The sequence below is a fragment of the Nocardia sputorum genome, from assembly GCF_027924405.1.
GTDB classification, from domain to species: Bacteria; Actinomycetota; Actinomycetes; order Mycobacteriales; family Mycobacteriaceae; genus Nocardia; species Nocardia sputorum.
In genome coordinates this window covers 1134227-1148056 of the sequence record NZ_AP026978.1, presented here as the reverse complement: position 1 = coordinate 1148056, position 13830 = coordinate 1134227, and the positions used below count along the sequence as shown (strand labels likewise).

General features: G+C 68.5%; 10 protein-coding genes. 4 read left to right on the top strand and 6 right to left on the bottom strand.

Features of this window, described 5'->3' with window-relative positions; translation table 11 throughout:
• Positions 1 to 20: 20 nt before the first annotated feature.
• The gene (gcvH, locus tag QMG86_RS05095) at positions 21 to 413 is read right to left on the bottom strand and encodes a glycine cleavage system protein GcvH (RefSeq protein WP_281877962.1); all 393 of its coding nucleotides are present in this window, start codon (positions 411 to 413) and stop codon (positions 21 to 23) included.
• A 491-nt stretch (positions 414 to 904) separates the two neighbouring features.
• A complete protein-coding gene (locus QMG86_RS05090; protein ID WP_281877961.1) occupies positions 905 to 1351 on the bottom strand; it encodes a cupin domain-containing protein in 447 nt (148 codons plus the stop codon).
• Between the two features lie 148 nt (positions 1352 to 1499).
• Here QMG86_RS05090 and QMG86_RS05085 point away from each other — a divergent pair, with 148 nt between their 5' ends.
• Positions 1500 to 2207, top strand: coding sequence for a TetR/AcrR family transcriptional regulator (locus tag QMG86_RS05085; protein ID WP_350356366.1), 708 nt, complete (start codon positions 1500 to 1502; stop codon positions 2205 to 2207).
• 339 nt (positions 2208 to 2546) lie between these two features.
• The gene (locus QMG86_RS05080) at positions 2547 to 4250 is read left to right on the top strand and encodes a metallophosphoesterase (protein WP_281877958.1); all 1704 of its coding nucleotides are present in this window, start codon (positions 2547 to 2549) and stop codon (positions 4248 to 4250) included.
• Between the two features lie 6 nt (positions 4251 to 4256).
• On the opposite strand, the gene QMG86_RS05075 is transcribed toward QMG86_RS05080, so the two are convergent.
• On the bottom strand, positions 4257 to 4592 hold the full coding sequence (locus tag QMG86_RS05075; protein ID WP_281877957.1) for a TfoX/Sxy family protein: 336 nt from the start codon (positions 4590 to 4592) through the stop codon (positions 4257 to 4259).
• A 379-nt stretch (positions 4593 to 4971) separates the two neighbouring features.
• Here QMG86_RS05075 and QMG86_RS05070 point away from each other — a divergent pair, with 379 nt between their 5' ends.
• A complete protein-coding gene (locus QMG86_RS05070; RefSeq protein ID WP_281877956.1) occupies positions 4972 to 7293 on the top strand; it encodes a hypothetical protein in 2322 nt (773 codons plus the stop codon).
• Positions 7294 to 7348: 55 nt separating this feature from the next.
• On the opposite strand, the gene QMG86_RS05065 is transcribed toward QMG86_RS05070, so the two are convergent.
• Positions 7349 to 8323, bottom strand: a complete 975-nt coding sequence (locus tag QMG86_RS05065; protein WP_281877954.1) for an alpha/beta hydrolase — start codon at positions 8321 to 8323, stop codon at positions 7349 to 7351.
• 518 nt (positions 8324 to 8841) lie between these two features.
• Positions 8842 to 9753: an NAD-dependent epimerase/dehydratase family protein gene (locus QMG86_RS05060; protein WP_281877953.1), complete on the bottom strand. Its 912-nt coding sequence runs from the start codon at positions 9751 to 9753 to the stop codon at positions 8842 to 8844.
• Positions 9754 to 9894: 141 nt separating this feature from the next.
• Here QMG86_RS05060 and QMG86_RS05055 point away from each other — a divergent pair, with 141 nt between their 5' ends.
• Positions 9895 to 10902, top strand: coding sequence for a GlxA family transcriptional regulator (locus tag QMG86_RS05055; protein WP_281877952.1), 1008 nt, complete (start codon positions 9895 to 9897; stop codon positions 10900 to 10902).
• Between the two features lie 36 nt (positions 10903 to 10938).
• Here QMG86_RS05055 and QMG86_RS05050 read toward each other — a convergent pair whose 3' ends face one another.
• Positions 10939 to 13809, bottom strand: coding sequence for a TIR domain-containing protein (locus QMG86_RS05050; RefSeq protein ID WP_281877951.1), 2871 nt, complete (start codon positions 13807 to 13809; stop codon positions 10939 to 10941).
• Positions 13810 to 13830: the final 21 nt, after the last annotated feature.

The following is a 13830-nucleotide window of genomic DNA, read 5'->3' as shown; positions in this document are numbered from 1 at the left end:
CGCTGGGACGGCGTTCCCGGTTACGCGCCGAGATCCTCGAGCAACCGACGGTAGGCGGCGGCGTCGAGCAACTCGTCATCCGAGGCCCCTTCCGCTCGCCTGATCTTGAACAGCCAGGCCGCGTACGGGTCGTTGTTCACCTGCTCGGGGTCATCCGCGATGGCCGGGTTGACCTCGACCACCACGCCGCGGGCCGGGCAGTACATCTCGGCGATGGCCGAGACCGCCTCCACGGCGCCGACGGCCTCGCCGGTGCCGACGAACATGCCCACCTGGGGCGTGGTGACGAAGAGGATCGTGCCCAAGTTCTGTTGCGCGTGGTCGGTGAGTCCGACCGCCAGCGTGCCGTCACGCTCCTGCCGTGCCCACATGTGCGCATCGGTGTACTTCAATCCAGCAGGAATCATCGACATATCTGGTCTCCATCCGGAAGTCGATGCACCGCGTATCGCCCGCTGCGGACGATCACCACACAGCTTGCTACGCCGCCCGCGGCCGTGGACCCCGCACACGCCGACCCGAAGACAGCGTCGCCGAATCGTGCTCCTTCGTTCCCACGGCGCGAACGTACGCGCTCCAGCGCCGCCACCGTCACCGGTCCGTCCCCGGGCGGCCACCGCCACCAGTCCCTCCCCAGGCCACCACCAGTCCGTCCCTAGGCAACTACCAGTCCGTCCCCGGGCCGCCACCATCACCAGTCCCTCTCCAGGCAGCCACCCGCCACCAGTCCGTCGCGGTGCGGCCATCGTCACCGGTCCGTCGCCTGGGCATCGTCGTCTACCCGACCGGGCGATCGGGACAACCAGTTATCCGGCCGATCGATACCCCTGCGAACTGCCGGTACGCCGAGTCCGACCGCTCGGCGTACCGACTGCGGATTCGCTCGATCGAGGGACGGGGCTCCCTACGCGCAGGGCGGGGCGGGGGCGTCGATGAACAGGGGCTCGCCGGTGGGTGGGGCGTAGACGACGTCGAGGACGAGCGGTTCGGCGCCGAGGTTCAGGCCGACGTGGACGTTCCATTCGCCTGCGGGCTCGTAGATGAACTCGCCGGTGCGGTAGACCGGAGCGTCGCAATCGGGGCCGGGGTGGGTGAGCGTGCCCGATCGGATGAAGCCGAAGACCGGGCCGACGTGGTAATGCCAGCCGGTGGAGCCGCCGGGACCGATCGTGATCTCGCGGACCACCAGATCGGTGCCCGCGACGAAGGGCACCAGCCCGGCGGGAATCCGGGCCTGCCCGAGGGTGACGGCGGTGATGTCGCTGCCGGGCGTCGCGTCGGCGTGCGCCGCGCTCACCAGAGCGCCGGCGAGCACGACCGGCGCCACGGCGACGCGGAGAAAGAGCGTCATCCCCGCAGCTTAGCCACGGGCGTGCCGCGCCGGAACGTCGTTTCACCGAACCGGCCGGTCACGGCCATCGGCGACGCTGTCGGGAACCGGCAGCCACCCGCGGTCGTGGCGAGTATCCGCGACGGGAGCGCTGGATTACCGTACGTACGTGGTTCGGACAGACGAAGGAGATCCAGCGGCGAAGATCATCGACGTCGTCTTGTCGATGCTCGAGTCCGACGGTTACGACGCCGTCCAGCTGCGTGCGGTCGCCCGGGACGCGCACGTCTCCCTCGCCACGGTCTACAAGCGGTACCCCACCCGTGACGATCTGCTGCTCGCCGCGGTGGAGCGATGGATGGCTACCAACACCTACGCCACCCCCGCGCGGCCGATCGACGGCGAGCCGCTGACCGACGGCTTGATGCGCTTGCTGCGGTACGTGTTCGAACCGTGGGAACGGAATCCCCGGATGCTCGAGGCCTACTATCGCGCGCGCTCCGGTCCCGGCGGCCGGCGACTGGACGCCCAAGGCTTCGACGCCGTGCTGCCCGCCGCGAGCGCGCTGCTGGCCGGCGCCGATCCGGACTACATCGCCGACATCGCGCTCGTGCTGACCAACATGATCTACGCGCTGATCGGCCGATTCGCGAGCGCCGACCTCGACATCGCCGAGATCCTGCCCGCCCTCGAACGGACGGTCCGCAGGCTCACCGCGAACAACGAACCGCTGGCAGCCGCCGCCGAATGCCCGCCGACAGGCACGCCGAGCTTCCCTTGGAGCGCTTCGCTCGTGTCCCCGTTCGCCCCCGGTCCGCCCTCCGAACGGGATCGGTCGCCGAATCCCTCGGCCGCCACTGATAAGCCACCGGCGTGACCGGCCGTGCATGGCCGCCTCCCGTAGATGCACGGTTTGTAGACCGGTGAGCCGCACGGGGTTCGGTGAAGCCTGCCCGTCACCCGGCCTTGTCGATGCGGACCACACCTCGCGCGGTCCCGTCATCCGTCGCAATCGCAAGCGTGGAATGACTAGAGGGAGCGAGTAATTGCCGCAGGGAACGCGAGTCCCTACGAAATACGTTCAGCCATCGTATTTTTCCCGCATTTCCGGCAAATGCCCCAAAACGCAAGGGCGAAAGGGACTGTTCACGGGTATTCCCGCCCCCGGTGCGGTGTCGAGTTGCTCCGTGCGCCCGGCCGCGACAGCATCTGCGGTATGCCGTCCACACCGCTGAATCCAGCAGGCGACATTCCGGACACCGGAATTCCCGGCCAGCTCGCTGCCCACATGACCATGACCGAGCAGCACGAATGGCACCGTTCCTACATGCGCCGCCGGCCGGTGTCGCGGCGCAATATCCTGCGCGGCGCCGCGGCGGCCGCAGCGGTGGCCGCGGTCGGCACGACACCGTTCGGCAAGCGCGCCTACGCCGACGAGGCCCAGCTCGCGGTGGGCGGACGGCGCGTGGCCTTCGGCCAGGACGCGGCCAGCCAGTTGCGTTTCGCGGCGCAGCTGTCGCGGCGTCCGGCAGGCGCCACGGTGTACCTCGACCACGGACCGACACCGGCCCTGGGCGCGACGGTCGAGGCCGAGGTGCGCAACCTGCTGACCCAATTGCCCACGGCCGACGGCGGCGTGCTCGCGACCGAACAGTTCTACGCCCACGCCCCGGTGGACGGTCTTCCCGGCCGGGTTCCGCACTTCTACCGCTGGCGGACCTCCGACGGATTCGTCGGCGACATCCGCGCCGCCGCGCCCGCGATGCCCAGCGCACGACCGGCGGTCCTTCCGTTCCGCTTCACCATGATGGGCGACCAGGGCACCGACCAGACCCCGGCGCTGCCGGAGGGCGTCGCTCCCGGCGACTACGACGACAAGTACTACAAGGCCGACAACGATCCGGCCGCGCCGCACGCGAGCAACGTGCTGCGCCAGATTGCCGCCGCCCGGCCCGATTTCCACATCCTCGCAGGCGACATCGCCTATGCCGACCCTTCGGGTGCGGGCAAGCCGGGGCAGTTCGTCGCGCACGGCGCGCGATCGGCGAGCGGGTTCGACAAATACAATCCCTACGTCTGGGACGTCTACTTCAACGCGATCGAGACCAGCGCCGCCCAGACGCCGTGGATGTTCGCCACCGGCAACCACGACATGGAAGCGACCTACGGCGAGCACGGCTACGGCGGCCACCTGGCGCGGCTGGACTTCCCCGGCAACGGTCCGGCGGGCTGCCCGTCGGCGTACTCGTTCACCTACGGCAACCTCGCGGTGCTCTCCCTGGACGCCAACGACGTCTCCTACGAGATCCGCGCGAACAGTGGTTATTCCGGCGGGGCGCAGACGAGCTGGGTGGAACGCACCTTGGCGGCCTACCGCGCCGACCCCGATATCGACTTCATCGTCTGCTTCTTCCATCACTGCGCCTACTCGACCACCGAATCGCACGCCAGCGACGGCGGCGTGCGGGACGCGTGGGTGGGCCTGTTCGACCGCTACCAGGTGGATCTGGTGTTGCAGGGCCACAACCACGTCTACGAGCGCACCGATCCGCTCCGCGGCGGCCAGGCGACGAAGGTGGCGGGCGACAACTCGATCGTCTATCCGGAGACCGACGGCACCGTCTACTACACCGTGGGCGGCGGCGGACGCCCGCGCTACGAATTCCAGCCCGGGTCGCGAGAGACCTTCCGCGGCGACGAGCTGCCCGACACCTCGGTGCCGAACAGCTACGTCTGGACGCCGGGCGGCGGCAAGCAGGACGAAGCCGCACCGTGGTCGCGGGTCCGCTTCCGCAACTACTCGTTCCTGCGCGTCGACGTGCGTCCGGGCGTTTTCGCCAGCGAGATGGACGTGGTCGCGGTGGACGAGTACGGCCGCGAATTCGACCGCGTGCTCTTCCGACGGCAAGTCCGCCCCTGAGCTGGGTCAGTTCTTGTTCTTCTTGGGTGGGAGGGTCCGAGCGTAGGCGACGCCGCGCTCGACCCATTCCCGCAGCACTTCGTCGTCGTCGACGGCGGCGACCCGCAGCCAGCCGACCATCTCACGCCCGCCCATGACCATGGGCTGCACGGCGTCACCGAGCAGCCGCTCCCCCTCGTCGGGGTCGACTCGCACCAGCAGACCGCCCTGTCCGCTGGCGGCCACCGCCATATTGCCGCCGATCAAGAAGGCGAGACCGCCGAACATCTTCCGCTCGGTGCGCTCGGGCCCGGGTGGGATCAGTTCCCGGATTCGCTCGGCCAACTCCTCGTCGTATGCCATAGCGGCATTGTTCACCTGCTGTACGACAAGTCGCGCGATCCACGATCGAGAACGGCCGCGTGTCCCCTGCCGATAGCCGGCGAGGCAGAGACGGTGGTCCAGCCACACGTCGATGACCCGGCATGCCTCGTCCAGTGACTTGCGACGCGAAAATCAGTGCAGCACATGCCGTTTGCTGGGCAACCCAGGTAGCGGGTCGAGGTACTTACGTACACTCCCGAGCCGTCTGGATGTCATTGGACGTTCAAGCGGATGTTTCCGCACCTGTCTGTAATACAGGCGTGAGACGGGGCGGACAGTGCCATCGGCGTTCGCGCGCAACCCGTTTCGGAATTCGCAGTCGACTGCGCCCCCCAAAGACGGGACGAAGGACGCTTCCGTGCACATCCCAGCGGTGCGACCACGCACTGTCCGCCCGAGCTCATCTCCTCGGAGATCGCTTCCAGTTCTCGATATCCTCTCCGCCGCTGCACGCGCAGTCCGCGGTGACGCGCCGCACCGGTGGCCGCGTTCCGGGACAGGCGCTTGGCGGCGGCGGGCCCTCGGGATCGCCCTCTCCTTCTTCGCGCTGTTCGTCTTCCCCGGCTTCGTCGGCGCGCTGGCCGCCGCCCAGGACGCGGCGGGCGTCGCGTCGGGCACGTCCGGGATCGACGGGCTCAGCTGGATGAACATCCACGACTCGTCGGGAATCGCGCTGTCGGACTACCGCTTCGCGACCGGCGACGAAAGCTTGTTCAAGCCACGCGCCACCATCTTGTGGGCGGTGCTGGGCTTGGAATTCATCGGCTACATAGCCATCGTGACGACGGCGATCTGGTTGATCGGCTACGCGTTGAGCTTCCGGTGGCTGGACATGTTCAGCTCCGCGCTGCACGGCGTGGCCGACGCGCTGACCGCGCAGATCGCGACCCCGATCATGCTGGTCACCGCCGCGACCATCGGCGCGTTCTGCGTCGGATGGTTCATGGTGCGCGGCTACCACGCGAAGGCAACCACGCAGGTGGTGACGATGGTGGGCGTGGCGTTGCTCGGCCCGCTGTTCCTGGCCGAGCCGTTGGCGGACGTGCTGTCCTCGCACGGCTTGCTGGCTCAGGGCCGCGACCTCGGCATCTCGGTGGCAGCCGGCCTGAACGGGAACTCCCACCCCAACCCCACCCAGTTGGTGGCGACGATGCAGAGCGATCTGGCCGACAATTTCGCCCGGCAACCGCTGCAGGTCTGGAATTTCGGGCACACGGTCGACCAGCGGCCCGCCTGCCGGTCGGCGTGGTCGGCGGGCGTGGCGGCAGGTGATGACAACCGGGTGATCAGCGGTTTGAAATCGTGCGGCGACGCCGCGGCGCACGCGAAGGCGGAAAACCCTTCCATGGGGCAGGTCGCGACCGGGCTCATGCTGTTGACCTGCGGCGGCATCCTGCTGGCCTTCGCGATGTATCTCGGACTGAAGGTCATCAAGGCGGCGCTGGACACGATCTATCACGGGTTCATGTCGATATTCGGCTTCGCCGCGGGCGGATTCGTCTACGGACCCACGCAGACGTTCTTGGTGCGCAATGTGGTCGACAGTTTCGTCGCGGCGGCACGAATGACGGCCTACACCATATTCCTCGGGGTGTACGTGCTGTTCATGGGCAACCTGTTCGCGCAAGCCCGCGGTCAGGTCATGGCGGTGATCATCATCGCGGGCACCGTCGAGATCATCGCCATATTCCAGCTCAAACGCCTCAGCAGCGGCCTCAGCCGCGGCAACGACTGGATCGCCAACCGATTCGGTCTGGCCATCCAGGGCAGCGGCAAGTCGGCGAGCAGCAGCGGCACCGCTCTCGGAATGGGCGGTGGCAGCGGCGGCGGTGGCGGGAAGTCCGCGCCGGGGATGGGCTTCGTGAGCACGCTCACCACGCTCAATGCCGTCAACTCCTCGCCGGTCACGGCATGGCTCGCCGGCGGCCGGGTGAATCCGTTGAACCCGCTGGCCGGCACTCGAAGGAGAATCGAACGCTCCACCAGGAGAATCCTGGCCAGTCGCGAAGAGGGATACATCGAGCATCAGCTGTCCCGCACGAACTGGCGGGGTGTCGCGGTCCACGCGGCCACATCGGTGGGCGGCATACACACCCAACTGGGTGTCACCCGCGCCCTGAAAGTACTGCGCGACAACAAGGTCCCCGATTCGCGGATCCACGCCGTCCTGCTCTCCTCCGGCGCCACCCACGAGCGGGTCACCAACGCGTTCACGGCGTACTCCGTCCAGGAATCGACGGCGTCGCAGAATCCGTACAGCTTCGCACCGTTGCAGAAGGCGATCGCGGCGGCGTGGGCGGTGGACAACCACGTCGGCCACGAGGCGCACGATGCGTTCGCCGCTCAGGCGGTCATCGCGGCGGACAGTTTCGTCCGGCACAGCAACGCGCCCGCGCCCGGCGCCAACATCGATCAAGCGTTCGTGCGGCGGGTCGAGCAGAACTGGCATTCGGACCGGGCGCTGCGCGCGGCGATCACGCCGGACGAGTGGGACAACGCGGGCCGCGACACCCGATGGGCGATCGGCCACCGGGTCGCGACCATGCACCAGCAGGCCGCCCGGGATTACTACGAGAATCCGAACGACATGACCAGGGAAGCCCTGATGCGATCGGCCAGACGGGTCGCCAACCTCGATCACCTCGATCCCGAGGGTGGACTCGACCCCTGGAATCCGTAGCGAACCACATCCGCCCGTGACCGGTCGGCCCGGCCTTGCCGCCGGGCCGACCGGGTCAGACGCCCAGCGCGCCGGCGAACAACGGCCAGGACTCGTGCACGTCGTCCTGCCAATACATCCAGGCGTGCGTGCCCGCGGGGCGGAGATTCGCCGTGGACGGGATGCCGAGGGCGCTCAACCGGTCCACGAACGCGCGGGTACAGCCGTTGATCACCGTCTCCATGGCCCCGCCGACCAGCAGCCGATCCACCAGCCGCGCGGGGTTGCCGTCGATGCTCGGATCAGTGAGCGCCTCATGGGCTCCCGGCGCACCGGTGCCCGCCGAGATGTAGAGCGCCACACCGCGCAGCCGGTCGGCTTGCACCATGGGGTCGTTCGCCACCCAGAGCGAGTCGCCCGGCGGACCCCACATATTGGCCGGGTCCGCGCCGAACACACCCAACTGCGCTCGGACCATCGCCTGGCCCATCGGATCGCTGGTGCGCGGGCACCCGCTGTAGGCGCCGACCGCCCGATACAGGCCGGGCGCGCTGATCGCGAGATTCAACGCGGAGGTCGCCGACATCGACAGGCCCGCCACGGCATTGCGGCCGTTCATGCCGAACCTGGCGGCCAGCACCGGCGGCAGCTCCCTGGTCAGGAACGTGGTCCACTTGACGCGACCGAGCACGGGATCGTCACGCAGCCAATCGGTGTAGTAGCTGGCGCGCCCGCTCATCGGCACGATCACGTTGACCGGTTTGTCGGCGAAGAACGCCGCGACGTCGGTGCGCCGCGTCCACGGCCCGCCGTCCTCGCCGCCGTCCACGGCGTTGAGCAGGTACAGCGCGGGTGCGCCCGCACCCGGATGCGACACCCACAGTGTGATGGGGCGATCCATCGCCGCCGAGTGGACCACGACTTCGAACTCCCGTCCGCCCAGCGGGCGCACGTCGAGGATGCTCGCGCCGGGGTCGGCGGTGGTCGTGGCCGGGACGAAGGCGGCGCACACCGCGAGAAGAGGAACCAGGCATCGCAGGAGCCGGTACATGGAACGAGTTTCTACCATGCCCTTCTCAGCACTCCCGGCATTCAACGGGCGTGTTCGCTATCGCGCGGGAAATCGCTGGTAATCGGCGATGACATAGCGACATTGTCGACATCATGCGGACGATGGCAATCAACCAGCTAAAAGGTTGTCGACAGGTGCCGCAGACCCAGGCGACTCACCTCGGGTGCTTGTCCGGAGAGCCCGCAGCACCCGCCCACCACCTGTCGGTCGCGGATCTGCGCGCGAAGCCGAAGCGAGCGAGTAGCGCCAGTGGCGACGCCACCGTCTACGACGTCATAGGCGACGGCACGACGGCGCTGCGGCACCGAGCGGAAGCGGTGCACTGGACGCACGCCGAGTATTCGAGCCCGGTGCGCCGAGTGGTGGCGAACGACCCCGCGCACCCGCCCACCACCCCGGCCGAGCCGCGCGCACCACCTGGGCGAACGACTCCGCGCACCCCCGCCAAGCCGCGCGCACCTGGGCGAACGACCGCGCGCACCTGTCGCGCACCCCGGTCAGGCCGCGCCCACCACCTGGGCGAACACCTCGTCCGGATCGGACGCCTTCAGGCCGAACGTGTTGCGGACCGCCGAGTCGTCCACGGTGAACGGCGCGTGCGACATGTGGTAGGTCTCGAACAACTCGGCCCAGAAGGGATCGGTGAGACCGAGCAACGTCAGCTCGCGGTCGCTCATGACCGCCAGCCGCGGCTCGGGCGACCCTGCGGCCGCGGCGAACCGTCCCGCCAGCTCCCGCACGGTGGCGGTGATGACCGGGGCGTGCCACGGGCGGCCCCACGCGCGCTCGTCGCGGGCGGCGGCGACCACTGCCGCCGCAGCGTCACCGACCGCGGTGTACGCGTGCGGCAGGTCGAGTTCCTGCGGCAGCAGCGCCAACTCCCCGGCCAGGATCTTCGGCTGGGCGATGAGGGAGAACAGGGAGATCGCCCCAGGCCCGATGAATTGCCCGGCCCTGACCTCGGTGACGCGCACTCGTCCCGCCCGGTGCGCCTCCTCGGCTTCTCGCCACATTCGGGCGCGCACAAGCCCTTTCGGCCCGGTGGCGGCGAGCGGCGACTGCTCGGTCAGCGGGCCGTCGGCCGGACCATAGCCGTACAGATTGCCCAGCATCACCAAGTTCGCGCCGGTCCGCTCGGCGACGGAGCGAATGGAACCGAACAGCGGCGGGATGGTCTCCGGCCAGGTGTGATACGCGGGCATGGCCATGTTGAACAAGGTTTCGGCGCCCTCGGCCACGGCGGTCAGCGCGGCGGTATCCAGCGCGTCCAGTGCGATTCGCTCGATGTTCGGATGATCGGGTCCTGCGCCACTGCGGCTGACCACGCGCACCCGGTCGCCGGACCCGGCGAGTAGCTCCGCGGTGGCCGAAGCGGTGGCGCCACGTCCGACGATGACCTGCGTAGGCATGTGATTTCTCCTCTGCGGCAACGGAATACACACGATCGTCGGCACACGCCGTGCCGTTCGCCGATCGCGTGCCATTGAGCCTGCCGTGGCGCGAACGGGTAAGCTACTGGCCGGATTGCCAACTATCCCAAGGATCAGGCCATGCACACTGTCGCCGTCGTCGCGGTTCCCCCGGTGAAAGCTTTCGACCTGGCCATGCCGGAAACGGTGCTCGGCGCGGCGATCGTGGACGGTGCACCCGGCTATCGCATTCTGGTGTGCACCGCCGTGCCCGGCGTCCTGCCCGCCGGACTGGGCGGTTTCGACGTGGTCGTCTCCCGGGGACTCGAGGCGATCGAGGAGGCGGACATCGTCATCGTGCCGAGCACCGGCAGCCGCGCCGACGCCGATGCCGCCACGCTGGCCGCCCTGCGTCGCGCGATGGCCGCGGGCAAGCGCGTCACCTCGATCTGCAGCGGCGCCTTCGTTCTGGCGCAGGCGGGTCTGCTGTCCGGCCGCACCGCCACCACGCACTGGGGCCTGGCCGACGAACTGGCGGCGAACCATCCGGACGTGTCGGTTCGCAGCGACGCGCTGTTCATCGAGGACGGCCCGATCACCACGGCCGCCGGCGCGGCGGCCGGAATCGATCTGTGCCTGCATTTGATTCGCGCCGACTACGGCGCGACGGTAGCGAACGCCGCCGCCCGCAGCGCCGTCGTCACTCCGGTGCGGCCGGGCGGGCAGGCGCAGTTCGTGGACGCGCCCTTGCCCGCCGAGAACGGCCTGACGCTCGCGGACACCCGCGCCTGGGCGCTGCGACGACTGGACACACCGCTGTCGCTGGACGACCTGGCCGCCCACGCGCGCACCAGCGTCCGCACGCTGACCCGCCGCTTCCACGAGGAGACCGGGCTCACTCCGCAGAAATGGCTGCTGCACCAGCGCCTGCAACGCGCGAGGGAACTGCTGGAATCCACCACGCTGCCGATGGACCAGGTCGCCAGGCACAGCGGCATCGGCTCGGCGGAATCTCTACGCCAGCACATGATCCGCCATGTCGGGGTGCCTCCGAGCAGCTACCGCGCGTCGTTCACGCGCTCGCCCGAACGCCCGGGCCGCAACGCGAGGGCTGTCGGCGCAGGAGGACAGACCGCCGATCGCCGGTGAAGCAGCCGCCACACCCGTGGGCAAGCCGAACGCGCACTACGGACAGCGGGCTTGTGCGGGGCGCGCAACTCCCATCAGGGCGTTCCATTCGGAGTCGGTGAGGTCGGTACCGGTTTGCTCGCAGGCGGTCCGAATCAGGCCGTCCGGTGAAATGTCGCGTTCGATCAACGTTCCATCCGCGCCGCCGGAGAATGCGGGACCGGGATTCACCGTCACAAGGTACCGTCCGTCAGCGGATACGGCGACCGCAGATTCGACGTGCCAGACGGCATCCGGTTCCAGCTCTCCGAGATTCGTGCCGTCGGCGGCGAAGAGGGTCAATCGGCCTGTCTCGCCTTTCGCGACGACCACGGTCACGTCCGCGGCGGCGGCGATTTGCGGGTGCGCGACTCCAACGCCACGGAAGGGGATCGTCCGCTCACGAGTCGAGCCGGTCCGATCCCATATCTCGATGCTGTCCTTCCGCTGGAGCAGCAGATGCCGCCCCGCGAACTCGATTGCCTGCACGTCTTTGCCGTCGATATCGTGCGTGATCTCCCCTCGCGACAAGTCATAGACCGATATGTCGTCGGCATCGCGCATGACCAGGAATTCTCCGGCCGCATCGATCCGGGCATCGGGGAGTTGGTGGGTCTCGACCGCACCGCCCAGGGGGATGAATTCCGTATCAATACCACCGGTGGCCAAGTCGTGCATGTACACCCTTCCCCTGTCGTCCACAGACACAGCGGTTCCCGAAGTGGACACGCCAGCCGCCCTGACGGTGTGAGTGGGTGGCGGAGACGACAGCACCGCCACCTCGAAGGGCGTTTGCACCGATGGCCGGTGGGCGGATACGCGACGGTCGTAGCCGGAGACCGGATTCGCGGCGAGCACCAACATGCCGCTGTCCGCGCGCCACGCGAGGCTTGCGGACAAGCCTGGTATGGAGAATTGACGGGACGAGTCCGGCCGGAGCTGCTGGATGATCACGACGTCGCTGTTCAGCGCCGAACTTCCCGGGTCCTTGTGCTGGCCTGCGACCGCCGCGGTACGCCCGTCCGGGGACAGTGACAAGCTGGGCGGACAATCATTGCATCCCTTGACGATCGGCACCGGGATGGATTTCGCCAGCCGGTCGCGCTGCGCGAGATCCCACAGGGTGATCAGTCGCCCGGACGCCGAGACCAGTTGTGTTTCAGAGGTCCCTAGAAAGCGCAGTAGCTTCCGGTCGAAGTCGACAGCGGCACCGGTGATCAGTGGTGGCGGCTCCTGGGGTGTCATCTCGCCGGTCACGGGCGCTACGTAGAACCCGGCGTCCGCGCTGGGAACCGCCGCCGTGCGCGCCGAGCGGCTGAGCACGGCTGGAGCCGACCGGCTGGGCAGGACGACACCTACATATCCGGGCTCCGGACGGGCGGCGTCCGACGCCGGACGCGGCCGGAGAACCGGCACCGGAATTCCGGGCAGAACCGCGCATGTGAACGACGACCCGTCGGCCGACAATTCTCCGACGGCTTGGCCGGTGCCGCAGGCGTAGCCGGTATCGAGAGGTGAGAGGTCAACGGCGGCACCGTCTCGAAGCGAGATCTGTCGCACCCTGCCGTAGGTGTCGAGAAGACGCAAGGTCGCGTCATCGATGAACACCATGCTGGTCATCGTCCGCTCGGTCGGAAGCGATGCGATGACCTTCCCCGAGGCGGTGTCGATGATGTCGACCGCCCCTGCGGTGCCTTCTCTCGCATTGGTATCCGTGCGATCCACCGCGCCGAATCTGCCGGACGCGGATATGGCGACGACCTCGACTTTGCTCGCAGCGGGCACGCCGATATCCGGCCGACCGGAATCCCTGCCCCACAGTGTGATCGAGGCGCCGTCCGTGGCGAGAACCGTCCGGCCGTCCGCGGCGACGGCGACCGAGAGGACCGTGCCGGGCAGACGCGCGACCGAAGTCGTCGCCGGATCACCAGGCGCCCAGGTCACGACTTGCCCGTCGGCGAGTCCGGCCACCACCGTCCTTCCGTCGGCGCTGCTCTGCAAGACGGTGACCTCCGCCGGTGCGGCACCGTAACGGGCAACACTCGGACTGGCCAGATTCGCGCGCAGCAGGGCCGCATGGTGAGCAGGACTCGGGTCGAGACGATACGCCGCGACGGCCAGCAACAGCGCGGCGCGGACATCCGTGGCCATCCTGGTGTCGGCGACGGAAGCCATGAGCCGCGCCGTGGCGATTCTGGCCTGCTCCTCGGCGCGATTGCTCTGCACCCGGGCCACGACCGCCGCCACCAGCGCCACGACGAGCAAGAGGACCAATGCGCCGATCGCGGTTTTCGCCCAGCGCAAGTTCCGCCTGGTCTGCTGATAACCCTCGGATTTGACGTCCGCCTCGGAGACACCGCGAATCACCGCGGCGATTCCGACCGCGATGGCGTCGATGTCCGGACGAGGGACGCCATCCGCGTCCTCACGCCATTTGATCGTTTTGTATACGGGTTCGGCCGCGAAAACCCCGAACAGGCGAGGCGGCAGCGCGGTGGAGCGCGCGCGGTCCCAATCCCTGGCATCCTCGTCCCAAACCAGGGACCCGGCACTGAGAACCAGCAGTATCGTCTCGGGAGACCGATGCGCCAGCCACCACTCGATTTCGCGGTCGACCCACATGGACCCGGCAGCCTCGGGCGAAGCCACCACGACGAGCCACTTCGAACGCGACAGGCCCGCGACGATCTTGTCCCGGAGTTCCGGACCGATCGAGACACCGCTGTAGTCGAGGAAGACGCGCATGCGCGGGAAGCGGTACCACGGCCGTGGCAGCTTCTCGATCGCGTTCTGGACCAGCGGAAGCACCGCCCGGTCCCGGTCGCCGCTGTAGGACAGGAACGCGCCGTACCCGGTGTCCGCACGGGTGGTCCGACGCCTCGGCACCACACTCACAACCGTGCCTCGCGT

Excerpts from the sequence above, each read along its gene's own strand:
- gcvH (WP_281877962.1), bottom strand. The coding sequence starts at position 413 with ATGTCGATGATTCCTGCTGGATTGAAGTACACCGATGCGCACATGTGG.
- QMG86_RS05090 (WP_281877961.1), bottom strand. The coding sequence starts at position 1,351 with ATGACGCTCTTTCTCCGCGTCGCCGTGGCGCCGGTCGTGCTCGCCGGC.
- QMG86_RS05080 (WP_281877958.1), top strand. The coding sequence starts at position 2,547 with ATGCCGTCCACACCGCTGAATCCAGCAGGCGACATTCCGGACACCGGA.
- QMG86_RS05075 (WP_281877957.1), bottom strand. The coding sequence starts at position 4,592 with ATGGCATACGACGAGGAGTTGGCCGAGCGAATCCGGGAACTGATCCCA.
- QMG86_RS05065 (WP_281877954.1), bottom strand. The coding sequence starts at position 8,323 with ATGTACCGGCTCCTGCGATGCCTGGTTCCTCTTCTCGCGGTGTGCGCC.
- QMG86_RS05060 (WP_281877953.1), bottom strand. The coding sequence starts at position 9,753 with ATGCCTACGCAGGTCATCGTCGGACGTGGCGCCACCGCTTCGGCCACC.
- QMG86_RS05055 (WP_281877952.1), top strand. The coding sequence starts at position 9,895 with ATGCACACTGTCGCCGTCGTCGCGGTTCCCCCGGTGAAAGCTTTCGAC.